We start from the raw sequence: 22,890 nt of genomic DNA, 5'->3' as shown, positions 1-22,890 counted from the left end.
GTGATTGAGCTTGATAACCGATGTCGGCGATCGCCGTCATGCAGGCAGCCCAGTTGAGTTCTCAAGGCTGGCCGGCCAAAGACGCCCCTCAGGGGAGAGCGGGCCGACGTTCCGCAACACCGGCCCGCAACCTTCAGAATACGATAGCCCGCGGCACCCCGGAGAAGGGAATCTGCGCTCTCACACCAGCATCGACTGCTGGGCGAAGATGCCCGCCATCGCGCCGTGCGATATTGCCAGGGTGACCGATGGCGGCGTGAGGGGGTTGGCGAGGTCGCCCGCGGCGTAGATGCCGGGCATGCTGGTTTCGCGGCGCTCGTCGACCTTGAGGATTACGCCGAGGGGCGTATCGACCGTGGCGAGGCCCAGTGATTCATGCAGGCTTGCGGACGGCTTGTTGCGCGGATGCGCGAACAGGATGTCGACCGCGACCTTGGGGCCGGTATCGAGCTTGACGGTGGCGTTATGCCCCCCGTGATGGGCGATCTCGCTGATCCGGCCGTCGACGACAGGTATGTTGCGGCGCGCCAGACCGGCCCGGATATCGGGCGGAATGTCGTGACCATCAGCGAAGACCGTCAACCTGTCGGTCCAATCGTGGAACAGCCTGACCTGATTCGTCGACTGTGGGCCGGACCAGACGAGGCCCCAATGCTGGCCGGCGACTTCAAAGCCGTCGCAATAGGGGCAGGGCACGATGGACGTGCCCCAACCTTCGGCAAAGCCCGGAACATCAGGCATCTGGTCGGCGACGCCATAGCTCAGGATCAGCCGGCGCGCGCCGAGGCTTCCGCCATCGCCAGTGAGGACGGAGAAATCGTCGATGGCCCCGGAGAGGCTGTCGGCCCGGGCATTGACCAGCTTGATCGTGGGATAGCGCGCCAGCTGCCGCCGCGCCTCGGCCAGGATGTCCAGCGGTGGCTTGTGATCGTGGCCGAGCAGGCCATGCGAGTGGCCGGCGAAGCGGTTGCGCGGCAGGCCGGTATCGAGAACGGTGACCTTACGGCGGGCACGGCCGAGTTGCAGGGCGCCGGCGAGACCGGCAAAGCTGCCGCCGATGATGATGACGTCATCCATGATGGGCTCCGTGTTGTGGATGAGGGGCTGGTTGGACCTGGTTGAAACCTACCCATCGGCTTGCGCATTTCAGAAACTACATGGTATCGTAATCCGAGAATTTGGATACTGTCAAGGACTGGAATTGTCGTGACCGAAAATAGCCAGGGCCGGCGCGGCCGGCCCGCCAACGAGGCGCTTGGCCAAACGATACTCGACGCTGCGTCCGAACTCTTTGTGGAATCGGGTTTTCAAGCGACCACATTGGACAAGGTCGCCCAGCGGGCGAAGATATCCAAGCTCAGCATCTATCGGCATTTCGAGAACAAGGAGGCGCTGTTCAGCGCGGCCATCTCGGCCGGCTGCCATCAGTTGTTTGCGCCACTGGCCCTTCTTGAAGGCGTCGGCGGTCCGGTCGAAGATCAGCTCATGGCGGTGGGATCATCCCTGCTTCGGACGCTGTTGAGATCAGACGTCCGCAGTGTCGAAGCCATGGTCATGGCCGACCAGACGAATCCAAGGTCGTTAAGCAAGCTCCATTTCGAAGCCGGCCCCGCCCATGTCATCGCCCAAATCGAGGTCCTGTTGCGTCAGTTGCACGCGAAGGCGGTTCTGAACGTGCCCGATCCTCTCCGGTCCGCCCGCTTGTTTGCCGCGCTTTTCAAAGGATCCGATCTTTTGATTATCGCACGCTTCGATCAGGCGAGAGCGGCGGACGACAACGAAATCGAATCCTATTGCCGGTCGGCCGTCGCCATGTTCATCGCTGCGCACGGCTAGCACTCTGCCCTGCCCGCTAATCATTGTATTTCTGCGAAATACTCCGCTAGAGCCGCCGTCGCGATGGCGCCCATCCACCTCATGTCGATCGCGTCGGGGTCGGACTGCGCGCCCGCCGGTGAGCGGCATCTCCTACCTGCTCCGGTCACAGCGCTGCTTCGGCCGACCCTGTGCGGGCGAGGAAGAGAATGCCGGTTATGGCCCGCGAGAATCGAGCAGATGGGGTATCAGCCGCCGCGAAGGACACCTGCGGACGGAACCTTCTTTGGTACACTTGAGTACGTCCCTTCGTGGCTCGGGCTCCAGCGGTTCGTGCCCCGACGCGCCTGGGAAGGCCGCTGGTGCCCGCGACAGATCCTTCCAAGGTGCAGGTCTGGAATGGCCCAAAAATTCTCTCGAGCTCCCGGAACATCGGTCCGCCCCTGTGGTTCGACAAGCAGCGGCACAGTCGATCCAACCAGGCATCGGCCCGCTTAGGACAGGCGCGAGGTCCCTACCCACAGATCTTGCGAAAATAGGAGCAAGCTATGCGAGCGTTGGTCTGGCACGGCAAGGAAGACATACGCTGCGATCAGGTTTCGGACCCGGGAATTGAGGATGAACGTGACGCGATCATCAAGGTGACGAGTTGTGCGATATGCGGCTCCGACCTTCACCTCTACCACAACTATGTGCCAGCCATGCTGCCCGGCGACATCATGGGCCACGAGATGATGGGAGAGGTCGTCGAGGTCGGCAAGGGCGTCAACGGCGCTCTGAAGGAGGGAGACCGCATCGTCGTGCCGTTCACCATAATCTGCGGTGAGTGCGACCAGTGCAAGCGACAGAACTTTTCGGTTTGCGAACGCACAAACCGCAAGAAGAATCTCGGTGACAAGGTGTTCGGGCACACCACCGCGGGTCTGTTCGGCTACACTCATTTGACCGGCGGCTATCCCGGGGGACAGGCGGAATACATGCGTGTGCCGTTCGCCGATGCCACGCACGTAAAGGTGCCTGACAGCCTTACCGACGAGCAGGTTCTCTTCCTCGGCGATATTTTTCCTACCGGATGGCAGGCGGCGGCACAGTGCGACATTGAGCCCAACGATACGGTTGCGGTGTGGGGCTGCGGCCCAGTCGGGCAGATGGCCATACGCAGCGCCCTGCTGCTCGGCGCGAAACAGGTGGTGGCGATCGATTGCCTGCCGGAACGGCTTTCCATGGCCGCGGCCGGCGGCGCCATCGCCATCAATTTCGCCGAGGAAAGTGTCGTCGAACGACTGCGGGAACTCACCGGCGGAAAGGGCCCGGAGAAGTGCATCGATTGCGTCGGCATGGAAAGCCACGTCTCGCTGGCCCAGCCCGATACCGTCTACGATCGCGCAAAGCAGTTGATGCTGATGGAAAATGATCGACCGCACGTTTTGCGTGAGATGATCTATGTCTGCCGGCCGGCCGGCGTGATCTCGATCCCCGGCGTCTACAGCGGGCTGGTCGACAAGATTCCGATGGGACAGGCAATGAACAAGGGGCTCACCTTCCGAATGGGGCAGACCCATGTCAACCGTTGGACCGAGGATCTGTTGCGCCGCATCGAAGATGGCCAGATCGACCCATCCTTCGTCATCACCCATACCGTGGGGCTCGAGCAGGGACCCGAGATGTACAAGGTGTTTCGCGACAAGCAGGACAGCTGCATCAAGGTTGTATTGAAACCGTAGGGAAATCGTCATGAACGTGATTGCCAAACTTACCAACATCACCCGATCGCCTGGCGATCCCAAAGTGCTGAAGACTGGGCAGAGTGCGGTCGGGGCATCCGATGGCCTTGCCCGCAAGCTCGGCTGGTTCAGCATCGCGCTTGGCGTCGCCGAGCTGGTTGGCGCCGAGCGGATTGCCGGCGCGCTCGGCATGCGCGGCAAGGAAGATCTGATCCGCGCTTATGGGGCGCGGGAAATAAGCAGCGGCATACTCTCGCTTTCAGTGGACAAGCAAGCTGGGCTGTGGAGCCGGGTGGCCGGCGACGGCCTGGATATCGCGACATTGCTGACAGCGTATCGGCCTGGCAACCCAAAGCGCGATAATGTAGGCCTTGCGCTTGCCATGGTCGCCGGCATCACATTGCTCGACATCATCGCTGCGAAAAGCGTGACCGCGCGCCACTCTCGGAGCGGGACCAAGCCACGCGACTACAGCGATCGAAGCGGCTTTCCCGGAGGCACTGCCGCAGCCCGCGACCGTGCCCGCTCGCAGCGCAGCCAGGAGGCCGGCGCAGCCTGATAGAGATTGCCGAACCCCTGGCGCCATGCGACCTGGACAGGTGGCATCTCGTCAGGCCCTAACGCCAGAGGTGGTAGCTCTCGGCGAGCCGAGTTTGCTGGAACAGAGTGGACCGTCGCGCGGCCGTTCTCGCCGTCTCCTGGGTCACCGCCGCGCATGGGTTGTGTGGCCGGTGCGTTAAAGGCACGAAGCAAGCAGCGATCCGACCGGCGTCGAGCCTTCCATGTCTCTTGCCTTGGCAAGGTTCCGGCGATCCTCAGGCCGAGCCGCGTTCGGGAAGCTCGGTCTCTTCCGCCACCCCTTTCCGCAGGTCTCGGCGCAAGCGTTCCGCTTCGTCGGAATTATTATCGTCGTCTGTCCGCTCGAGTTCGCGATCGATTGTCTCGCGCGACCCCTCTGCCGGATCCTGTTGCGGAGATGTGTTCGGGCCGGTTTCGATCTTGCCGTCGCCGGGAACGGTGCGGTCGCGAGACTTCGTCATCTTCAGCTTCCCTTTCATCTGTCATCTGCCTCGGCATCTCCGATGGCATGAATTTTGGCCGCTTCCTGCCGAACCGGATCGTCGACGCTTTGTTCCGGGAAAGCCCCCGCAGGTTCGTGCTGGTCGGCCCGGGGCATTGGTCGATGCCCATGCCGGGAAGCATCCTATGCCAACGAGGTCGGCGGCAGCCTCATCGATGTCGTTATCAACATGTGGGCTGTTTCGGCCCGGACACGCGAGCACGCCAGGCTCGCGGCGAGTTTTCGAACCGAAGCAGATGCGCAACGTAACAACTGGATGTATACGGAAAAGGCTGCCTCATCCACATCGCGCTTCGGGAGGGCCGGCGGCATGCTCGCCTGGGCGGTCCGGCAGCTGGTAGCGAACTGGTCATAGGCCTTTGCAAAGCCGCGTCGATGAAGCGGGTGCGGTAGCGCTGGTCGGTGTAGCGTCGAGGCATCTGTCAATCGGAGACAAGCGCGACCACTTTTGGGACTTCACTGTTTTTTCCACCGGGACTCGACATCTCACTATCATAGTTGATTGTGGCTGCCGGTGACCCTGCGTAATGGATAGCCATTCCAACTCTCCAACAGGAAAACGGTATGTTGTATCCGGGTCGGTTTTTGGGGCCAAGCGAGATTGAGATGCTCGCCCAGGTTTGTCACACGGTCTGCAAAGAGCGCGCCCTACCTCTTGCTTCGCAGAACGGAGAGCGCATAGCTGCGCATATACTCAGGCTGTTTATGAACGGCTTGATTGAGCAGAATGAACTGCTCGATGCCGAGAGGAACTGGGCTCTTCGGCTTGACCGTTCGGTCCAGCAGACGATGTCACCTACGCGCACATGAGAGGCCGCGGGACCCAGTTTGGTTCTTACAGCCGAACACCCGCCGCTATCTGAGATATGTTGCGGGGTTTTCTTCGCCGCGGAGTGATCCGACACAGTGCGGAAATCATGGCAATCCTGTTCGCAGTGATTCTATTGATACGCGTAATCGCAGTCGCATTCTTGGTCGTCGGAAAGCCGCCAGGGCCAGTTGGGAACAAACCTGACGTTTAAGCGTTTGTAGAGCCCTTCCACCGGGCAACTCACCGAAATGCTTCTTGCCGTGCATGATGCGATGTCGACGGCCGTTTTGGCGGGCAGGAGCGCCAATGCGGAAATAGTAGGCGTGGTCGACCTCACCAACAAAGCTGAGGTCGACATCGGCATCACCAGCTTGGGAAGAGCCATCCAGTTCGTGGCCAACGCCTCGGTGCTTGGATACGACATTCGCGGCGCCATGGTCTTCTATGGCGCGCCCGGTACCCCGAGCCTAAGGGCGAGAGAGTGCGAGCGCTTGTGGGCGCAGTTTGGCGGCGCGCTTCTACAGCCGTAGCTCTATCAGGACGTTCGCCCCGCCCGTTCTTGGTATGAACGCGTACGGAACTGAGGCGCTACCCAGCCGCAGCGGGAATGGCTCAGTGGTAGCTCTAGCTGGCGACCGCACTAAGCAGCTTTTCGGTGATGGGCTTTGAGCGGCTGAGCCAGCGTGAGAACGTTCGGCTGCATATCTGCCGGTGCCTGCTTTCATGTGACTGGGCGAGGCTATTGGGGAGCCGGGTTGACCACTGGCCCTTAGCCGAGGGAAGCACAGTACGGCAACCTCGCTCTTTGCTGGCTAACATCCTTCCGCTCTCAGGGACCGGACCATGCGCACAACAACAGGGTCATACGGTTTCTTTTCGGATTTCCGATAATTCATTGTGAAAAGCGCGGCACGCTGGTTGCAGACCATAATTGCACGGACGTAGCGAATCTCGCCATTCTTGACCCCGGAGTAGCTGGCCCATTTCGGGGCTAGGCGCCGATAGGTCAGTCGCCAACCGGCCTTTTCGTCCTCGATCATGCGATGTTCGATCTCGGCGCGAAAACTTGCTTTGCCCAGTCGCGCGCCCCAAACGACCAGAAACGCGTCTCTTGGGCCCTGAAAAGCCGCGCCCTGCTCCGAATTCTGGGTCAGGACGAAATTCGGAGGAATATCGAAACTAAAGCCAAGCTGTCGGACGCCGAAGGGCTGCCACGCCTCGGCCTGAAGCAACGTGGTCCAAAAGAGAAAAACTGTAAGTCCCAGCAGGAGGCGTCGCATTGCTCTGATTTAGCGCTGGCTAACATGGTGTCCAGACGGACAGAGGTCCGTGACATAAAAAATATGCATCATGGCCGCGCAGCATATGGACGCGGGATTCGCGATTGACGGCGTGCGGTCGAAACGGCTTCCGTCCCACGAAAGGAGAGGACGCAGAGGGAATTGGTGCGTCGGTATGATCGACTGGCAGAAAATTGGCGAGGTCGAATGTCCAACGTTCATTGCCCGCAAAAATGGGCGCCGGTTCCTCTTGTGCCTAGGGAAGAGGAGCCGAATTATTCCCTGGCGAAGACCCTGATCTACCTCAGACGGGGGCATGCCTCAGTAACTTCGCCGTGACCTGATCCCTTCGGGGAACAATCACATCGAGCTCCAGTTTGGCCTTCAAGCGAAAGCACTGATGGAGCATGCCATGAGATTTCCACACAGCACGACGGCCGCGGCCGCCGTTTTCATTGCCCTGACCTCCCCCGCACTCGCCCAGACAAGCGGAACACCATCACCCTCGAAACCTGCACCCGCTCCGGCAACCGAACCGCCGACCGCCGGACAGTTGCCGGATGCGACCGGACAAGCGGATGGACCAACACGCGAAATGATCCGCCAGATGGTTGAGCAAGCTGTCCGTGACCGACTGCAGCAGGATCGCGGTTCCGAAGAGGGTTTCCGCGAGGAAGATAGTCGCAACTATCAAGGCGATCGCAACGAGGATGCTGACCGCCACGATGAAGATGGCGACCGTTGGCAGAACCACGGTGACCGCGATCGTGGACACAGAATGGCTGGACGCTGGCATCATCAGATGATGCGCGGTGCCGGCATGCGACTGATGTTCGGGCTGTTGGACACCGATGGCGACGGATCGGTGTCCGAGGACGAGGTTCAACGCGCGGTGGGCAGGATGTTCAGTAGCGTTGACGAGAATGGTGATGGCAAGATCGATGTGAACGAGATCCAGTCCTTCATGCATGGCTCCAGCATGCATGGCACTGATAGCGAGGACACGCCGTAGCTGTCTTCAAAGGGAATGCCCTCCCTCGGACAAAGCGGGCGCGTGGCGGCCGATCCCGAAGCGGTGTCTCTTGGCTGTTAGGCGCCCGGCCAGCACCCTTTAGGCTTGAGCTATTCCCGCAGTCCCGCGAGACGCCAGCCGTGACAAAAAAGGCTTCGCATTGCTGATCGAGGAACGATCGAAGCCGACCAACGCAAGGTCACTCGGGCGCTCGGTCTTCCAGCAGAACGAAGGATGCGGCGATCAAGTCGTCGCCATTGATACGTCCTTGGCTGTCCTCCAACATAGTTGCAACCTTGTGGAAGGCCATCATTTCACCCGCGTCAATCTGCGCTTCACGCATCTTGGCTGTGAGATCAGCCACGCGATTTCCTAACGAATGTGATTTTGCAGTCTCGCAATTCGACATGATTAGTCATCCTTTGCCTTGGGGTTTCACGCTGCCGAACGCAATGCTTCAGCGGATGTTCCGAATTTGGCCATCAGTCTTATGGGATAGGACTTGCGTCTGATTGCGGTTGGAAGAAGCCCGAACGGCGGAACACGCAGCCGGACGCCGAATTGGAAACCCACCGTCGATCGAAGTCCCTTGTCGCCGGTTGAGATCCCGCCATCTTCACTGTCGAGAGGGTGGCGGGATCGCCTTCCGAGGAGCGAGCGCATATGAGGTAATAGATATTTGGCAGATGTACTCACGGCCATCCTGCTCGCTTCTTTTGTCTGCGCATGTTCATTCTTTTCGGGAAACCCCATCTCTCCAACAACACGCAACAACCGCGTTGCTACCCACGATTGATGCGATGACAACTGCATCAACAAAGCAAAGCCTCTTCGCCTAAGGTGCGATTGCCGCGGGCTTTTTCGACTTGAAGGTCGTCCAACGCGCCCGGTGGTCAGGCCATGGCGTTCAGCGGGAGCCAGGTAGACTCATCGCGAAAATCCCGCAGCGAGGCATGTCGCAAGTCCTCCTCGCCGCGTGCGGATACTGGAATCCGCCTGGCTCGTTGTGACAGGCATGCGAAGATGAGTGTCGGCGCATGGACGCGGAAAAACCCGCCAGCGTGAGCCAGCGGGCCTTGTGATGGGATGGCCCGCGCGTGCGGTCAAGGCTGCGCGGGCCGACCATGATGAATGAGGGGACATCTTGGTCACCGGCACGACCGATGAAGAACGAGCCGGGTGTGACAAAACACCCTTGGAGCGAGGATGTTCCCGTCCGCACAAAAAAGCCCGCCGGCGTGAGCCGGCGGGCAGCCGCTATTTTGCCGTCAAGCGGACAGACCGCTTGCGGCCCACCCACTGCAGCATTTTCCACTTTGAGCCGGAATCATTCTCAACTATGGTTCGCCAGGCTTAAGGCATGGGGGATTGCCGATGGTTTTATCACGCAGGGGTGTCGTGCTCGGCGGTCTGGCGCTGGTCGCGGTCGGTGGAACCAGCAATATTGTTCAAGCCGCGGGGGCAAAATCCTTTTTCGCCGGTACCGCCAGCGATAACGATTTCGTCTATCGCAAGACCAACTTCGCCAAGATCGACAAGAGATGGCATCGCCAGATCGTCAAGTATTTCAGCAGCGAGCCGGTCGGCACCGTCGTGGTCGATACCCGCCACCACTTCCTCTACCTCATCATGGAAAACAAGACTGCCATCCGCTACGGCGTCGGCGTCGGCAAGGAAGGCTTCAAATGGTACGGCCGCGCGACGATCGATCGCCGCGCGCTGTGGCCGCAATGGGTCCCGCCCCCCGAAATGCGTGAGCGCAAACCGGACCTGCCGCCCATGATCGCAGGCGGCGCGTCCAACAATCCGCTCGGGCCGCGCGCGCTCTATCTGTACCGCGACGGCGCCGACATCGGCTACCGCCTGCATGGCACGCTGGAGCCATGGAGCATCGGCACCGACGCTTCCAGCGGCTGCATCCGCATGTTCCCCGAAGACATCATCGACCTCTACCAGCGGTGCCCGATCGGCACCGCGGTGGAGGTCCTGCCGCACATCGCCGACCAGGCGCCCGCTTCCACCACTGTCGAATGATTGGCGCATCATGAACCGCATGATTGAAAACACGCGCCGGCTGCTCGCCGCCGGCCTGCTGGTTGTGGCCACATCCTGCTCGACCAGCAACACGCTGGCCCCGTCGACGCCCGACGTCACCAACGCCGAGATTGCCGGCTTCCAGAACGTGCAGCCGGGCAGCGAGGAGGATTTTATCCTCAATGTCGGCCGCCGCACCTACTTCACGAAAGGTTCGGCCGCGCTCGATTCTGTCGCCAAGGCCACCCTCGACACCCAGATCGCCTGGTTGACAAAGCATCCGCGCTGGCTGCTCAAGCTGCAGGGTTTCGCCGACGATCCCGGCGCAAGCGAAACGGCGCTGTCACAGCAGCGCGCCGATGCGGTGATGGACTACCTCGCCGCCGGCGGCATAGACCGGAACCGCATGTGGGCCAAGGGCTACGGCAAGGACAGGCTGGTCCGCGACTGCCCCGACTCCGCCTGCAGGTCGCAGAACCGCCGCGTTGTGTCTAATTTGCGCGATGAGAGGGACGAGTCGTAGAGGCTGCTGTTTTGCTGGTCGCCAAATCAGTCTCACAACGCGACGGCGGCATGGCTGCAATGCGCCTATCGGGGACATTCACCCAGCGTTTGCCCCTCCCCGAAAGCTGACGCTCCGGTTGAACCCGGAGTGAAATCAGCTTCCCGTCTACCAACCTCCGGTTCAGGGTCTGGTGGGAGGCTTCGGCATCCGCCTCGACCAGTTTGCGGACGTGGCGGTTGTCCGCGATCCTGATCGCGCATGAGCCTCGCCACATGTCGGTGTGCTACCGGGAGTGGGCGCCGTGGAGCTGGCAGGTACGCTCGCTCAAAGCATCGGCCGTCCACCGGTGACCTCGTAGAGTGCGCCGGTGGTGTAGCTCGATCCTTCCGAGGCAAGCAGCACATAGGTCGCTGCAAGCTCTGCCGGTTGCCCGGGACGCTTGAGCGGTGTGTTCTTCCCGAACTCCTTGACCTTCTCAGAGGGCATTGTCGACGGGATCAGCGGCGTCCAAATCGGCCCGGGAGCGACCGCGTTTACCCGAATGCCGCGTTCAGCTACCAGTCCTGCAAGTCCGGCGGTGAAGTTGGCGATCGCTCCTTTGGTAGTGGCGTAGGCAAGCAGTGCCGGCGAGGGACTGGTCGCGTTGATTGAGGATGTGTTGATGATGGTCGAGCCGGGTTCCATGTGCTTCACTGCTTCCTGGGACAGATAGAACATCGCATAGACATTGGTGCGAAAGGTGAGATCCCATTCCTCCGCGCTGATGTCCTCCAGCTTCTCGAACGACGCCTGGTGGGCTGCATTGTTGACGAGGATGTCCAGGCGCCCGCATTCATCGATAGCTCGCTGCACAAGCGACCGCGCGAAGATTTCGTCCGAGATGTCGCCGCGTGCGAGCACCGCCTTGCGCCCCGCTTCCTCGACCAAGCGCGCCGTCTCCTGCGCATCTTCGTCCTCTTCAAGATAGGAGATCATGACGTCGGCGCCTTCGCGTGCAAACGCGATAGCCACCGCCCGGCCGATGCCCGAGTCCGCGCCGGTGATCAGCGCGACGCGATCCATCAGCTTACCGCTGCCGCGATAGCTCTCCTCTCCGTGGTCGGGCCGTGGATCCATCTCGTCGGTGTAGCCGGGCATGTCCTGCTGCTGTTCGGGAAGCGGCGGCCGAGGATATTTCTGCTGGGCATCCTGCATGTCAGCTCCTTTTTGGCTGGAGTTGCGGTTGTGTCGATCCGGTTCCGTGATCGGTCCCTTGGCGGCTTTCGAGCCACCGCCCCATTCCTCGGCCTTGCACGCTTGGTCGCCGCCCATGAGGTCCGGCGAACTGCGATTTGCGGTGCCGCTGTCGGTCTTGTTCAACTCGTGCTCCTTCTTGCGTGTCGTCAGTCTTTCTCGCCGGCGGTAATCATCGACCTCAGCGGCTCTTGCGCCACATTCGCCTCGATTTCCGCGCGTCCGGGAGTGTCCGGTAGCGCCTTGCGGAAATTTTTCGCATAATCCGGTGGCATCTTCGGTGGCATCATCGGTTCGTACGGGTCGACCACGGCCTCGATGACCACCGGACCCTCAGCAGCCAGGGCAGCGTCGAGAACACCTTCCACCTCCTCGGCGCGAGAGACGCTGTAACCAATGCCGCCCATGGCTTCGGCGGCCATGGCGAAGTCGATGGGCTGGAGTTCGCAGGCGAATTGCGGGTTGCCGAGGAACATCATCTGCTCCCAGGCGATCTGATTGAGCATGCCGTTCTTGAGCACGAGCACCTTGAGTGGGACCCGGTACCGAACTGCCGTCGAGAACTCGCCGAGTTGCATCGCGAGACCGCCGTCGCCGACGACCGCGAAGACCGGCCGGCCGGGAAAGGCCAGGCCCGCGGCGATCGCATAGGGCAGTCCGCATGCCATCGAGGCCAGCGCGCCCGAGACGCCGAAGGCCTGCCCGTCACGCAGCTCGATATGGCGGGCCGCCATCTCGGTGTTCTGGCCGGAATCGGCAACCAGGATCGCATCATCGGGCAATCGTTTCCCAAATGCGCGTGTGACCACCTGGGGCTTGAGCGAAGTGGCGGCCTTTTGCTCCGACTGCGCCATCATCTCGCGCCAGCGTCGCATGCCCGCCTGCGCCTTCTCGAGGAAGCTGCGATCATCCTTGCGCTTCAGGCGCTTGTTCAGCAGTCGCAGCGTCACGGCGGCATCGCCGGCAAGGCCGGCCTCAATGGGATAGCGCAGGCCGATGCGCTGCGGGTCGCGCTCGATCTGCACCCCGCGCGCCTGTCCCGGCTTCGGGTAGTATTCGATGTAGGGAAAGGTCGAGCCGACGACGAGCAGCGCGTCACATTCCTCCATGATTTCCTGCGACGGCAGCGTGCCGAGAATCCCGATGCCGCCGGTCGTCAGCGGGTGATCGTCGGGCAAGGCAGCCTTACCGAGCAAGGCCTTTGCGACGGGGGCACCAAGCAGCTCCGCCGTCTCTTCCAACTCGTGCCTGGCACCAAGCGCGCCCCGACCGGCGAGGATCGCGACCTTTGTCGCCCCGTTCAGGATCTCGGCGGCTTTCGCAAGTTGTTCTTCGTCGGGAAGCCTGCTTCCTTCGAACCAACGATCCGGCGTATGCGACGGTTTGTTGCGCTTCGAGCGCTTGGCTTGGTCGAGCGTGTGCTCCTGCACATCGCTGGCGATCGACAGATGCGCAACGCCGCGACGTGCCAGCGCCGACCTGCAGGCGAGACCGGCCAGGCTTTCCATATGCGCCGCGTCGGAGACCTGCGCGTTGAAGACGGCGACATCGCTGAAGACGCGCGTCAAGTCGACATCCTGCTGGGTGAAGGTCTCGATAAGGTCGTGGAACTGCATGCCGGTAATGGCGAGCACCGGCGCTTGGTCGAGCTTGGCATCGTAGAGTCCCGTCAGGAGGTGTGTGCCGCCAGGGCCGGAAGTTGCGAGGCAGACACCGAGCTTGCCTGTCCATTTTGAGTAGGCGCACGCCATGAACGCCGCGGATTCCTCGTGCCGCACCTGAATGAAGCGGATGCGGTCCTGCCGCCCGCGCAGCGCCTCCATGATGCCATTGATGCCGTCGCCCGGCAGGCCAAAGATGATATCGACGTTCCAGTCGATCAGCGTCTCGATGAGGATGTCCGCGGCGGTCGGCATGTCTCAGTCCTTACCGCGATGCGGATCCCGCCGCCTGGCTGCTCTTGTTCGCGGTCTTGTCAGTCTTACGCTCGTCTTTGTTGCCGCCGCGATTGCCGCCATGCAACTGGTCGGAAGATTGAGCGGTCTTGCCGTCTTCCAAATTAGTGGCCATGCGCAAAGCTCCCTTCATCCGGCCTGCCTAACCAGAAAGTCGGTGAGATGTTCCGTGCCCGAAGGCAATGCCGCCTACTCAGGTGCCCAAGGGAAACGTGTCAGGTATTACCCTCGATGAGGCGTGTTCGGCAGTTAGCGGCTGAACAGGCGAGGTGCGATCGAACCAGACGAAGGCATCGAACTGCTGCGAGGCCGAGGATTGCACGTAGTGGCCGAGGCTGCCTGATCGCCAAAAGCGCTCGCGGCAGAGCTGGCCGATGTTCAGGTCGCGTCTTCGCAGGTCCCTATAGCCAGAGCGCAACGCCGCCCGCACCGTCCCCATAGGCGAACTCCTCGCACCCCTCGTCGACGAATTTCCCGCGCGGGATTCCGCCTCAGTGGCGAAAGGACTCGTTCGTCGCGCACACCGCGGCGGGCGATGTGCGCTTCGACCATGCGGTGCCTGGCGTGCCGGTAGTCTGGCATGGCTCCTCGATAGCTTTAAAAAGACGGCAGGCTTAGTCGTCCTGCCTGCGCTTGTGGTGCTCGCTCTCCTGGTTTTCGCCGCGGATCATCTGGCGATCGTCCTTGTCGGTCAATTCCACGCCCTCGTCGCGTAGATTGGCGCCGTCTTGCCGCGCCTCGCGCTCCTGCTTGGATCTCTTCAGCTCATCCTCGGCATTGAAATCGTCGCCGGCATTGCTGGAGTTCTCGCGCTTTTCGATGATGCGCAGCTGCTGCTCGTGGGTCTTCCGGCCGGCCATGGCAAGGTGCCTCCTACTTGTTCGTGCGTCCGGTCTGGTCAGGGTTGATGCCGCCCTGAGGCGTGACGTCGTTCTCGACATCGCCTTCGAACGTATTGTCCCCATCGAGAGCATCGCTCTCGTCGAGCATATCGCCGCCCTTGACCGCGCCCTTCGAGGTGCCGATTCCCGGGTTGTCTCGCAGATCCTTGTCCGTGGGCTGTTTAGTCTTGGGGTGTTGGTTGGTCATGGAATTTCTCAGCGCTGGTTGAGCTTGGACGAAAGACGGTCCTGGCGCTGTCCAACTTCAACGTGGAGAAAATGTTCCGGTGTCAGGTTCGGTGCGCGTAAGCGGCCAGGCGGCCGCCGTCTCGGCTAGCGAAACTCCAGGCATGCCACATTACATCCCATTCCGAGGCGAATTGGCGGGCTAAAGTGAAAATCGAGACGGTCGAAAGCTTGCAAGGAGTGGGTGCTCTGTTCCGGTGGCGATCTCGGTTGCAAGCAGTTCGCCGGCAATCAAGCCAAGTGTTGCGCCGCTGTGGCTGAAGGCGACGTAATACCCCTCGATCTCCCGCAACTGGCCGAAGACCGGCTCGCCGTCTCCGGGGATTGGCTTGGGCCCGACACCGTAGCTCTCCAATTCCAATTTCGGATGACCGTCGAGAACATTCGACGCTTCGTCGAGAAGCCCCTGGATGGTCGATGCTTTTACGCGATAAGTCCCGTCCGGATTGACTACCACCTCTTCTTCCGACCAGGCAGAATCGAGCGCGAGGGCGCCATCAGGCGTCGGCCGGATGGCGACGCGCGGCGTGTTGAGCACGGCGCGTAGAGGCAAGTCGACTGGCTTGGTCCTGACCAGCAGCGCGATTGGTGTCCCATCGGCAATACGCTGACCGGCCACGGCGACCATTCGCGGCACATCCGCACCGGTCGCCAGAAGCACCGCGTTGGCGGCGAAGCTGATCCCGCTGGTGGTGGTGACGCCGGTGGCCCGGCCGTTGGCGACGGTGACGGTAGCGCTTCCGGCCTCGGTGACCACCTGGCCGCCCCGCTCCACGAATTCCGCGATCAATATTTCGATCAGCGACGGCAGGTCGACCCAGCCCTCGCCCGCGTTGAAGATCGCGCCTTGAGGCGTGACAGCGCTTGCGCAGACACCCGGCGTGACCAACCTTATGGCGTCCGCGGACAGATGCTGCGCATCATAGCCGAGACGTTTTTCGTGAGCGAAGACATCGGCGATCTCGTTTGAGGCATCGTCCGCATCCCACGTCAGGCCACCGTCGAAACGCAGCCAGGCGGCATCCGGGCATCGCGCCGACAAACTGCGGTAGCGGTCGATACCGATCATGCGCAGGCGATGATACTCAGCCGAGCGCCTGCGCGCCGAATTGATCCAGGCGAGCGAGCGGCCGGAAGCTCCCTTGGCGAGCGGTCCATCATTGACCAGCACGGTCTCGATGCCGAGCCTTGCAAGATGAACGGCCGAGGAGACGCCAAAAATGCCGCCGCCGACAACAACGACCTTGGAAACCTGATGTGATGCAGCCATGAGATATCTTTCACTGGTGGAGGTTGGTTTGGGCGGCCGTCTTGAAGGGCTCATGCGTGATCAAAGCACTTCGGCAAGGAAGTGCTTCAGACGCGGGCTTTTCGGCGTATCGAAAATCGCGGCAGGCGTGCCGGCCTCGATGATGCGGCCTTCATCCATGAAGACGACCTGATCGGCGACCTTGCGGGCGAAGCCCATTTCATGCGTCACCACGACCATTGTCATGCCGCGCCGGCCGAGATCCGCCATGAGGTTGAGCACACCCTTCACCAGTTCTGGATCGAGTGCGCTCGTTACCTCATCGAACAAGATGACCTCCGGGTCCATCGCCAATGCACGAGCGATTGCCACACGCTGCTGCTGGCCACCGGAAAGGCTCCCTGGACGATGGTGTTTGCGGGTCGCAAGCCCGACGTCGGCAAGGCGCGCCTCGGCGATGCGCTCAGCTTCCTGTACAGGGAGCCCCTTTACCTTGGTCAGCGACAGCATGACGTTTTCGAGCGCGGTGTGGTCGGGAAACAGATTGAACTGCTGGAAAACCATGCCGACACGCCGGCGCAGTTTTTCAGGCTTCATCGCCAGGATGCTCGCACCATCGAGCAACACCTCACCGCCCTTGGGCTCGACCAGGCGGTTGAGGCAGCGCAGCAGGGTCGACTTGCCCGAACCTGATGGGCCGATCACGCATGTGACCGTGCCAGGCTTGACTGCCAGGCTGACGCCTTTGAGAACATCGAGGTCGCCATAGGCCATGTCGAGATCGGTAATGGCGAGACTGCCGCCCTTGAAGCGGGGCAGCGCTGAGCGGGCATCAGAGCCGGCCTCCGAAAGTGCACTGCCGGTGGCGCCCTCCAGTTCGCTCACTTCGGCCAGGCCGCTGATGACGAGGCCGGCCTTTTGCTTTCCGACCCGCAGCGAGTTGTCGATGTAGTTGACCACATGGGTCAACGGCACGGTGATGACGAGATAGAACACGCCGGCCAGAAGCAATGGCGAGAGGTTTCCGGTGACCACTGCCTGGTCCTGACCGACACGGAAGATCTCGCGCTCCGAGGCGAGCAGACCGAGGAAGTAGACAAGGCTTGAATCCTTGACGTTGCCGATGAACTGGTTGACGAGGGCCGGCAAGACGCGGCGGATGCCTTGCGGGATCACGATCAGGCGCATGCCTTGGCCGTAGCTCATGCTGAGCGCCCTGCAGGCCTCCATCTGCCCGCGCTCGACGCTCTGGATGCCCGAGCGGAAGATTTCGCCGATATAGGCGCCGGCGATCAGGCTCAGCGCAAGAATGCCGAGCGGGAAGGGCGAAGGGCCGAAGATTTCACGGCCGATGCGGGCAAAGCCCTGGCCTATCAGCAGGATGGTGACGATCGCCGGCAGCCCACGGAATATATCCGTGTAGACCCGCGCCGGAATGCGCAGCCAGCGCGATTGCGAGATGCCCATGACCGCCAGGATCATGCCGAGGATGACACCCAGCACCGTCGACGCGGCGGCGAGGATCAACGTGTTCTTCAATCCGATGGTGATCATGCTGGGCAGCACGTCCGCCATGGCCTGCCAGTCGAGGAAACTGCGCCGCAGGTTTTCGAGCCAGTTCATTCGCCCCCTTTCGGTTGCGCTATTCACATCGTCCGCATCAAGGACGGCGGCGTAATCCGGCCGCCGGCATGAGAGCCAGCGGCCGGGTACGGTCTACTTCTTGGGAAGATACTGGTCGGGCATCGGCGAGCCGGGGAACCACTTTTCATAAAGCGTTTTCCAGGTGCCGTCCTGCATGGCCGCATGAAGGGCGGTGTTCAGCGCATTGCGGAGCTTGTCGTTGCCCTTGCGCAGGACGAAGCCGGCCGGCGCGTCAAAGGAAGGAATATTGACCGCGATCTTCAGGTTCGGATAGCGAACGCCATAGTCCTTGGCAGCCTCGTAATCGAGGAAGTGGGCATCCACGGTTCCGTTGTTAAGCGCCGAAACGGCGGAGTTGTTGTCGGGGAATTTGACGAGATCGGTTCCGACAAAATTCTTCGCTGCGTAGATTTCCTGGAGCGTGCCTTGTACGACGCCGAGACGTTTGCCCTTGAGCTCGTCCGCCGACGTGATCGCCTTGTCGGCGGTAAGCACGGACAGATAGCCTGCGATATACCCGTCGGAAAAGTCGACGGTCTTCTTGCGTGCTTCCGTCGTGCCGATTGCCGCGACCGCGACATCGAAACGCTCGTTTGCAACCGAAGGCATCAGCGCCGAGAATTCCTGGCCGGTGAAGATCACCTGGTCGGGCTTGAAGCCAAGGCGGCTCGCGACGTTGCGGAACAATTCGATGTCGAAGCCGGTGAACGACCCATCGGCCTGGGTGAAAGCGTAGGGTTTGGCATCGCCCATGGTTCCGACGCTGATGACCTTCGCATCAATGAGGCCATAGGGATTGTCATCCGCGGCGGCCGCTCCTGAAACCAGCCCGGCGCCGACGCACATCGCCATAAGAGCCATTGCGCCGGTTCTGACCGGGCACATCAACGACTTGAGAATTTCTTTCCTGCTCATGTCTTTCTCCACTCTGAAGGTCTGTTCTTCTTGGTATTTCCGTCGAGCCGCCATCTGGCGCGCCGACATGCCCTTGCCGAAATCACGGTCCGTCACGCCTCTCGGCTCCACTCCCTTAAAGAGACCGGTCTCATATTGCGTGAGACCGGTCTCTTTGTTAATCGTTATCGCCACGTTGACCTCCCGTCAACAACTCTTGTAGTCGTCATCCGATGAAAAGAACCGCCCCCAAGACCCCGTCGATAACGGTCAGCGACGTCGCCCGCGCGGCCAATGTTTCGAAAGCGACAGCCGCGCGCGTGCTCGGCGGATACGGCGTCGTCAGCGACATGATCCGCGCGGAAGTCATGGCCGCGGCCAAGGCCTTGGACTATCGTGCGAACGAGCTCGCCCGCAGCATGACGACCGGCCGCTCCGGCATCATCGGCGTGGTTGTCGGCGACATCGAGAACCCGTTCTTCAGCCTCGCGGTACGCGGCATCAGCGACGCGGCAAAGGCAGCCGGGTTCAACGTCATCCTGGCCAATTCCGGCGAGAAGATCGAGGCGGAAAAGGCGGCCGTGAAACTGCTCATCGGCAAACGCGTCGACGGGCTGATCGTCACGCCGTCGGAATCGCGCGACATCGCGCACCTGCGCGATATCCACCGCTCGGGCCGACCGCTTGCCCTGCTGGATAGGGCGCTGGCAGATCTGGATGTCGATACGGTCACGACCGACGATCGCGGCATCGCCATGCTGGCGACCCGCTTTCTAGCCGATGCCGGCCACCGCAACATCGCCTATGTGACCGCGGTCGACGCCGAAGGGCACGAGTACCGCGATCTCGGGCAGATCTACACCTCGTCGGTCCGTGAGCGCATCGACGGTTTCCTCACCGTGTGCCGAGAGGCCGGACTTGATCGGCCAGAACGCTTTGTTCGCCTTGGCGCGACAAGCCCCACCGAAACGCGCAGGGTTGCCGGCGAGATGCTGTTGGCGCCGGATCGGCCGACGGCGATCCTCGCCTCCGACAGCGTCATTGCGCTGGAGATCTTCAAGGTGACCCGCGAGCGCGGCCTGCGGGTTCCCGACGACATTTCGCTCATCACTTTCCATGATGCGGACTGGACGAGCGTCACCACGCCGCCCATCACCGTTATCGACCAGCCCGTCTACGCGCTTGGCAAGAGCGTCGCGGAATTGCTCATCCGGCGATTGAAGGGAGATTCCCGCCCGGCGGAAAGGCTCGTTTTGCCGACCGCCATCATTGCACGCGGATCCGTTGGCCCGCCCTCGGATGGAAAGCCGCAAGTGCGCCAAGCATAGGCCTGACGGCGGTACGGCCCACATGAATACGTTAGAACAAGGTCGACGCACTCCGCTTTAAGAATGTACGTCGATCAACCCAGCAAGCACCCTGATCGCAATGCCGCGTCCACCGTCATCGGGACGGCACGTGCCGGCTCATGGTTTGAAGAGCATGACGATGAGCCAGATGCCCGGCTACTTCTTGCGCCTGCCTGGCTTCAGGGCCGCCAGAAGACTGCTGATCCTGCCGGCCTTGCGGTTGCGGATCTCGGCCTCGTTCTTGCGGCGCACCGCGGCGCGGACAAGCCTGGCGCCGAGATAACGCAAAGGCTCGGGCGGCAGCGACATGCGCCGCTCGATGCCGACCAGACCGCTTTCGCTCCAGCGATCCTTTCGCTCGAGCACCAGGCTCGCCAGAATGCGTCCGGCTATCGGCGTCTGCGCGATGCCGGTGCCGTTGAATCCCATGCCGTAGAAGATATTGGGATAATCGCGCAGGTGGTCGAAGACAGGAACGTGTTCAGGCACGCAGTCGATCGGCCCCGACCAGTCATATTCGATCGCCACACCGCGCAGCGACGGGTAGACCCGATGCAGCTCTCGCATATTGTCGCGGCCGTGCTCCGCGCTGCGGTTGAAGCTGGCGCCGAAATTTCCACTGAAGGCGACGTTGCCGCTGCCACGACCGAAGACCACCCTGCCCCCGATGGTGCGCTGATAGTAGAGCACCTGGGCCTGGGAATCGCAGATCGAGGCACCGTCGCGCCAGCCGATGCTGTCGAGCAGTTCGGGAACGGCGGCAGTGGCAATCACCTCGCTGCCGACCACATAAAGATGCCGCCGCAGTTCCGGCAGCGCGGAAAGCCAGGCGTTGGCGGCAAGCACGATTTTGTCAGCCCGTACCGCGCCATGCGCCGTGCGCACCGTGCATGTCATGCCGGGTTCGATGGCGAGGACCGGGCTGCGCTCATGGATGATGACGCCGCGTGCCAGTGCCAACTTGCGCAATCCGATGGCAAGTTTGGCGGGATGGACCGTGCCGGCAGTGGTCTCGACCACGCCGACATAGGAGGCCGATGAACCGGTGCGGCGTTGAATGTCCTCGGCTGTCAGCGGGCTGAAACGGTTTTCTCCAACAGCCGCCGTCAAGGCCACGGCGGTCTCCCAAGCGCCTTCCTGCGCAATGGAGCTTGCTGTCCACAACCATCCGTCCAGCCTCAGGTCCATGTCTATGGTGCCGTTTTGCTGCAGCGCCTTCAGCTCCGCGATCGATGCCACCGTGTCGGCGCACAGCAGGCGCGCTTCCTCGAGACCGACGACCGCACTGATCTGGTCGATTTCGGCGAACCATGAATGGACCTGACCGCCGTTGCGCCCCGAGGCCCCCGATCCGCACAGATCGGCTTCAAGGATGACCACCCGCGTTTGCGGCGCCAGTTCAAGGATCCGCAGCGCCGTCCACAGACCGGTATAGCCGCCACCGACGATCACCACGTCGGCGCGCTCGTCGCCTCGCAATGGCTCGGTCGCAGGGGCGGCGGTAATGTCCTGCAGCCAAAACGACCGGTCAGATGCAAGCGCGACCGCAGGCTGTCGCAAACGAAGTGTACTCACGCTTGGGCTCCCTGCGCATCGACAATGAAGCTGGCATATTTGGCTCGCAGCCAATCGGGTATCGGACGCGGTCTCTGGGGAAACCCGCCGAGATGGGTGCAGGTCTGTGCCGCCGCGATCGACGCCCTGTGCAATGCCTCCAGGGCGCCAAGGCCGCCGAAATGGAAGCCGGCGAGGAAGGTGGCAATAAAACTGTCGCCGGCGCCACACGTATCCACGACATCGACAAGCGTCGCCGGCGCATGCACGACATTCGTGCCATCGTCGAAGTAGGAGCCGCGTCGACCACAGGTCAAAACCACCTGCCTTGCGCCGGCCGCCCTGAGCGCGCCCAGCGATGGCTCGATGGGAACATCGACATCGTCCGGTCCGGACGCAAACAAAAGCGGGACACCGTCGAGCGGCAGCGCCATATGGGCGGTCGATAGATCGATGCTGAACGGCACATGGTCCGCCACCAATCGTTGAACAAGGTGCTTGTTGGCGTTGGTGCCGAGATGCACCCAGTCGGCCGCGGCGATGACCGCATAATGCGCGGGCACCGGCATGAAGTTTTCGCCCACACCGAAGGATTCGTGCAGGAACTTCCGGTCGCCGGATTCATCGCGCAGCAAGGTGACGGCCGTATCGCCGGGACGCCGTTCGACGTCGTCGGGGGATAGGCCGGCACCTGCCAGCTCGGCAAGCACCACGTCGCCTTCGGGATCGTTCCCGACGGCGCCGAAATAGCGCGCGGCCCAGCCGTTGCGCCGCCATTGCACCGCGACATTCAAGGCGTTGCCGCCCACCGTCATCAAGTTGTTGGTCAAATAGGCATCAAGGCAATTGTCCCCGACCGCGGTAAGCTCCTTCGACATCATGCCGGCACCGTTGCGCGATTGAGGTATGGCGCGATGGCGCCAAGGCAGCGTGTCCAGGCTTTTACCGGATCGAGCGCGTAGGAGCCGTTGCCGAACGGCTCGAAGGTGAATTTTCCGGCATAGCCGAGGCGCGCGAGCTCGCTGACGTAGTGGCCAAGCGGCAGCGTGCCCTCCCCCCACACCAGATGCCCGCCTGGCGTGCCGTCGACCAGATGGACATGCGCCAGCCGCGAGCCGAACAGGTCGATATAGCCGGCCACGGTGTCGCCGGCCGTGGCCATGGCGACAGTGTCGAGCACGACATCGACGTTGCCGGCGCCCACCTCATCCAGCATTTGGCGCAGGCCTGCCGCATCATTGACGATGTTGCTCTCGAACCGCTGCAACGGCTCGAGCAGGCAGCGCACCCCGTTTGCGGCGGCATGCCGGGCGATCTCGCCGATCGCGTCGACCGCGCGGTCCCACGCCGGTTGCCGGGATTGGCTCTCGTAGCCCCGGCCGGGCGTCAGGAAGAGATAGCGGGCGCCAAGCGCCGCGCAGATTTCGGCTGCACGGCAAAACCGCTCGATGCTGTCCTGGCGCAGTGCGGCGTCGCCGGAGGCAATGTTGATTGGATACAACACCTGCTCAGGCGTAAAGCACCAAGCCGACAGCTCGTTGTCGGCGAGTACCCGGCGAACGGATTCGACACGCGCGTCCGTGGCGTGGAACAGGTCCAGATGCTGGGCAATCCCCACAGCTC

Annotated in this window: 23 protein-coding genes; 8 read left to right on the top strand and 15 right to left on the bottom strand. The window is 62.0% G+C overall.

Going from position 1 to position 22,890, the window contains the following annotated elements; all coding sequences use genetic code 11:
* Positions 1 to 180: 180 nt before the first annotated feature.
* Positions 181 to 1,077 carry an NAD(P)/FAD-dependent oxidoreductase gene (locus NLY44_RS30780; protein WP_023804459.1) on the bottom strand — a complete coding sequence of 299 codons (897 nt, stop codon included), beginning with the start codon at positions 1,075 to 1,077 and terminating at the stop codon, positions 181 to 183.
* Positions 1,078 to 1,206: 129 nt separating this feature from the next.
* Between NLY44_RS30780 and NLY44_RS30775 the strand changes: the two genes are divergently transcribed.
* The 3 genes from NLY44_RS30775 to NLY44_RS30765 all read left to right on the top strand — a co-directional run bounded on the left by NLY44_RS30775 (position 1,207) and on the right by NLY44_RS30765 (position 4,098).
* Positions 1,207 to 1,836, top strand: coding sequence for a TetR/AcrR family transcriptional regulator (locus NLY44_RS30775; protein ID WP_023804460.1), 630 nt, complete (start codon positions 1,207 to 1,209; stop codon positions 1,834 to 1,836).
* Between the two features lie 527 nt (positions 1,837 to 2,363).
* Complete coding sequence (locus NLY44_RS30770; RefSeq protein WP_023667775.1) at positions 2,364 to 3,539, top strand: zinc-dependent alcohol dehydrogenase; 1,176 nt, start codon at positions 2,364 to 2,366, stop codon at positions 3,537 to 3,539.
* A 10-nt stretch (positions 3,540 to 3,549) separates the two neighbouring features.
* Complete coding sequence (locus NLY44_RS30765; RefSeq protein ID WP_023667774.1) at positions 3,550 to 4,098, top strand: hypothetical protein; 549 nt, start codon at positions 3,550 to 3,552, stop codon at positions 4,096 to 4,098.
* A 256-nt stretch (positions 4,099 to 4,354) separates the two neighbouring features.
* On the opposite strand, the gene NLY44_RS30760 is transcribed toward NLY44_RS30765, so the two are convergent.
* Positions 4,355 to 4,579, bottom strand: coding sequence for a hypothetical protein (locus NLY44_RS30760; protein ID WP_155922421.1), 225 nt, complete (start codon positions 4,577 to 4,579; stop codon positions 4,355 to 4,357).
* Positions 4,580 to 5,703: 1,124 nt separating this feature from the next.
* Between NLY44_RS30760 and NLY44_RS30755 the strand changes: the two genes are divergently transcribed.
* Positions 5,704 to 5,961 carry a hypothetical protein gene (locus NLY44_RS30755; RefSeq protein ID WP_245260390.1) on the top strand — a complete coding sequence of 86 codons (258 nt, stop codon included), beginning with the start codon at positions 5,704 to 5,706 and terminating at the stop codon, positions 5,959 to 5,961.
* Between the two features lie 282 nt (positions 5,962 to 6,243).
* On the opposite strand, the gene NLY44_RS30750 is transcribed toward NLY44_RS30755, so the two are convergent.
* Positions 6,244 to 6,711 (bottom strand): hypothetical protein, encoded by a 468-nt coding sequence (locus NLY44_RS30750; protein ID WP_023667769.1) that lies wholly within the window; start codon positions 6,709 to 6,711, stop codon positions 6,244 to 6,246.
* Between the two features lie 400 nt (positions 6,712 to 7,111).
* Here NLY44_RS30750 and NLY44_RS30745 point away from each other — a divergent pair, with 400 nt between their 5' ends.
* Complete coding sequence (locus NLY44_RS30745) at positions 7,112 to 7,723, top strand: EF-hand domain-containing protein (protein ID WP_245263685.1); 612 nt, start codon at positions 7,112 to 7,114, stop codon at positions 7,721 to 7,723.
* A 199-nt stretch (positions 7,724 to 7,922) separates the two neighbouring features.
* Here NLY44_RS30745 and NLY44_RS30740 read toward each other — a convergent pair whose 3' ends face one another.
* Positions 7,923 to 8,087 carry a hypothetical protein gene (locus NLY44_RS30740; protein ID WP_023667766.1) on the bottom strand — a complete coding sequence of 55 codons (165 nt, stop codon included), beginning with the start codon at positions 8,085 to 8,087 and terminating at the stop codon, positions 7,923 to 7,925.
* A 1,010-nt stretch (positions 8,088 to 9,097) separates the two neighbouring features.
* Here NLY44_RS30740 and NLY44_RS30735 point away from each other — a divergent pair.
* Positions 9,098 to 9,757 carry a L,D-transpeptidase gene (locus NLY44_RS30735; protein ID WP_023682764.1) on the top strand — a complete coding sequence of 220 codons (660 nt, stop codon included), beginning with the start codon at positions 9,098 to 9,100 and terminating at the stop codon, positions 9,755 to 9,757.
* Positions 9,758 to 9,767: 10 nt separating this feature from the next.
* Complete coding sequence (locus NLY44_RS30730; protein ID WP_023667764.1) at positions 9,768 to 10,280, top strand: OmpA family protein; 513 nt, start codon at positions 9,768 to 9,770, stop codon at positions 10,278 to 10,280.
* Positions 10,281 to 10,586: 306 nt separating this feature from the next.
* Here NLY44_RS30730 and NLY44_RS30725 read toward each other — a convergent pair whose 3' ends face one another.
* From NLY44_RS30725 to NLY44_RS30690, 8 genes are all read right to left on the bottom strand, one after another.
* Positions 10,587 to 11,456: an SDR family oxidoreductase gene (locus tag NLY44_RS30725; RefSeq protein WP_023692305.1), complete on the bottom strand. Its 870-nt coding sequence runs from the start codon at positions 11,454 to 11,456 to the stop codon at positions 10,587 to 10,589.
* A 188-nt stretch (positions 11,457 to 11,644) separates the two neighbouring features.
* Positions 11,645 to 13,411: a thiamine pyrophosphate-dependent enzyme gene (locus tag NLY44_RS30720; RefSeq protein WP_023695158.1), complete on the bottom strand. Its 1,767-nt coding sequence runs from the start codon at positions 13,409 to 13,411 to the stop codon at positions 11,645 to 11,647.
* Positions 13,412 to 13,421: 10 nt separating this feature from the next.
* Positions 13,422 to 13,583, bottom strand: a complete 162-nt coding sequence (locus tag NLY44_RS30715) for a hypothetical protein (protein WP_156940963.1) — start codon at positions 13,581 to 13,583, stop codon at positions 13,422 to 13,424.
* 481 nt (positions 13,584 to 14,064) lie between these two features.
* Positions 14,065 to 14,310, bottom strand: coding sequence for a hypothetical protein (locus tag NLY44_RS30710; RefSeq protein ID WP_023686880.1), 246 nt, complete (start codon positions 14,308 to 14,310; stop codon positions 14,065 to 14,067).
* Between the two features lie 13 nt (positions 14,311 to 14,323).
* Positions 14,324 to 14,539: a hypothetical protein gene (locus tag NLY44_RS30705; RefSeq protein WP_023686879.1), complete on the bottom strand. Its 216-nt coding sequence runs from the start codon at positions 14,537 to 14,539 to the stop codon at positions 14,324 to 14,326.
* A gap of 180 nt (positions 14,540 to 14,719) precedes the next feature.
* Positions 14,720 to 15,847 (bottom strand): NAD(P)/FAD-dependent oxidoreductase, encoded by a 1,128-nt coding sequence (locus tag NLY44_RS30700; RefSeq protein WP_023695155.1) that lies wholly within the window; start codon positions 15,845 to 15,847, stop codon positions 14,720 to 14,722.
* Between the two features lie 60 nt (positions 15,848 to 15,907).
* Positions 15,908 to 17,449, bottom strand: coding sequence for an amino acid ABC transporter permease/ATP-binding protein (locus NLY44_RS30695; RefSeq protein ID WP_023695154.1), 1,542 nt, complete (start codon positions 17,447 to 17,449; stop codon positions 15,908 to 15,910).
* A 93-nt stretch (positions 17,450 to 17,542) separates the two neighbouring features.
* Positions 17,543 to 18,385, bottom strand: coding sequence for an ABC transporter substrate-binding protein (locus NLY44_RS30690; protein ID WP_023804463.1), 843 nt, complete (start codon positions 18,383 to 18,385; stop codon positions 17,543 to 17,545).
* A 212-nt stretch (positions 18,386 to 18,597) separates the two neighbouring features.
* On the opposite strand from NLY44_RS30690, the gene NLY44_RS30685 reads away from it, so the two are divergent.
* Positions 18,598 to 19,692 (top strand): LacI family DNA-binding transcriptional regulator, encoded by a 1,095-nt coding sequence (locus NLY44_RS30685; protein ID WP_023804464.1) that lies wholly within the window; start codon positions 18,598 to 18,600, stop codon positions 19,690 to 19,692.
* A 177-nt stretch (positions 19,693 to 19,869) separates the two neighbouring features.
* On the opposite strand, the gene NLY44_RS30680 is transcribed toward NLY44_RS30685, so the two are convergent.
* From NLY44_RS30680 to NLY44_RS30670, 3 genes are read right to left on the bottom strand one after another with little or no spacing between them, the layout of a single operon-like run.
* Entirely contained in the window at positions 19,870 to 21,288 is a 1,419-nt protein-coding gene (locus NLY44_RS30680) for an NAD(P)/FAD-dependent oxidoreductase (protein ID WP_023804465.1), read from the bottom strand.
* On the bottom strand, positions 21,285 to 22,148 hold the full coding sequence (locus NLY44_RS30675; RefSeq protein WP_023804466.1) for a PfkB family carbohydrate kinase: 864 nt from the start codon (positions 22,146 to 22,148) through the stop codon (positions 21,285 to 21,287). Before NLY44_RS30675 ends, NLY44_RS30680 begins: the two co-directional genes overlap by 4 nt.
* Positions 22,145 to 22,885, bottom strand: coding sequence for a sugar phosphate isomerase/epimerase family protein (locus NLY44_RS30670; protein WP_286456254.1), 741 nt, complete (start codon positions 22,883 to 22,885; stop codon positions 22,145 to 22,147). Before NLY44_RS30670 ends, NLY44_RS30675 begins: the two co-directional genes overlap by 4 nt.
* Positions 22,886 to 22,890: the final 5 nt, after the last annotated feature.

Source organism: Mesorhizobium sp. C089B, from assembly GCF_030323125.1.
GTDB lineage: Bacteria > Pseudomonadota > Alphaproteobacteria > Rhizobiales > Rhizobiaceae > Mesorhizobium.
This window is presented reverse-complemented; position numbering and strand designations above follow the sequence as displayed.

Excerpts from the sequence above, each read along its gene's own strand:
- NLY44_RS30780 (WP_023804459.1), bottom strand. The coding sequence starts at position 1,077 with ATGGATGACGTCATCATCATCGGCGGCAGCTTTGCCGGTCTCGCCGGC.
- NLY44_RS30770 (WP_023667775.1), top strand. The coding sequence starts at position 2,364 with ATGCGAGCGTTGGTCTGGCACGGCAAGGAAGACATACGCTGCGATCAG.
- NLY44_RS30765 (WP_023667774.1), top strand. The coding sequence starts at position 3,550 with ATGAACGTGATTGCCAAACTTACCAACATCACCCGATCGCCTGGCGAT.
- NLY44_RS30760 (WP_155922421.1), bottom strand. The coding sequence starts at position 4,579 with ATGACGAAGTCTCGCGACCGCACCGTTCCCGGCGACGGCAAGATCGAA.
- NLY44_RS30755 (WP_245260390.1), top strand. The coding sequence starts at position 5,704 with ATGTCGACGGCCGTTTTGGCGGGCAGGAGCGCCAATGCGGAAATAGTA.
- NLY44_RS30750 (WP_023667769.1), bottom strand. The coding sequence starts at position 6,711 with ATGCGACGCCTCCTGCTGGGACTTACAGTTTTTCTCTTTTGGACCACG.
- NLY44_RS30745 (WP_245263685.1), top strand. The coding sequence starts at position 7,112 with ATGGAGCATGCCATGAGATTTCCACACAGCACGACGGCCGCGGCCGCC.
- NLY44_RS30735 (WP_023682764.1), top strand. The coding sequence starts at position 9,098 with ATGGTTTTATCACGCAGGGGTGTCGTGCTCGGCGGTCTGGCGCTGGTC.
- NLY44_RS30730 (WP_023667764.1), top strand. The coding sequence starts at position 9,768 with ATGAACCGCATGATTGAAAACACGCGCCGGCTGCTCGCCGCCGGCCTG.
- NLY44_RS30725 (WP_023692305.1), bottom strand. The coding sequence starts at position 11,456 with ATGCAGGATGCCCAGCAGAAATATCCTCGGCCGCCGCTTCCCGAACAG.
- NLY44_RS30720 (WP_023695158.1), bottom strand. The coding sequence starts at position 13,411 with ATGCCGACCGCCGCGGACATCCTCATCGAGACGCTGATCGACTGGAAC.
- NLY44_RS30715 (WP_156940963.1), bottom strand. The coding sequence starts at position 13,583 with ATGAAGGGAGCTTTGCGCATGGCCACTAATTTGGAAGACGGCAAGACC.
- NLY44_RS30710 (WP_023686880.1), bottom strand. The coding sequence starts at position 14,310 with ATGGCCGGCCGGAAGACCCACGAGCAGCAGCTGCGCATCATCGAAAAG.
- NLY44_RS30705 (WP_023686879.1), bottom strand. The coding sequence starts at position 14,539 with ATGACCAACCAACACCCCAAGACTAAACAGCCCACGGACAAGGATCTG.
- NLY44_RS30700 (WP_023695155.1), bottom strand. The coding sequence starts at position 15,847 with ATGGCTGCATCACATCAGGTTTCCAAGGTCGTTGTTGTCGGCGGCGGC.
- NLY44_RS30695 (WP_023695154.1), bottom strand. The coding sequence starts at position 17,449 with ATGAACTGGCTCGAAAACCTGCGGCGCAGTTTCCTCGACTGGCAGGCC.
- NLY44_RS30690 (WP_023804463.1), bottom strand. The coding sequence starts at position 18,385 with ATGAGCAGGAAAGAAATTCTCAAGTCGTTGATGTGCCCGGTCAGAACC.
- NLY44_RS30685 (WP_023804464.1), top strand. The coding sequence starts at position 18,598 with ATGAAAAGAACCGCCCCCAAGACCCCGTCGATAACGGTCAGCGACGTC.
- NLY44_RS30675 (WP_023804466.1), bottom strand. The coding sequence starts at position 22,148 with ATGATGTCGAAGGAGCTTACCGCGGTCGGGGACAATTGCCTTGATGCC.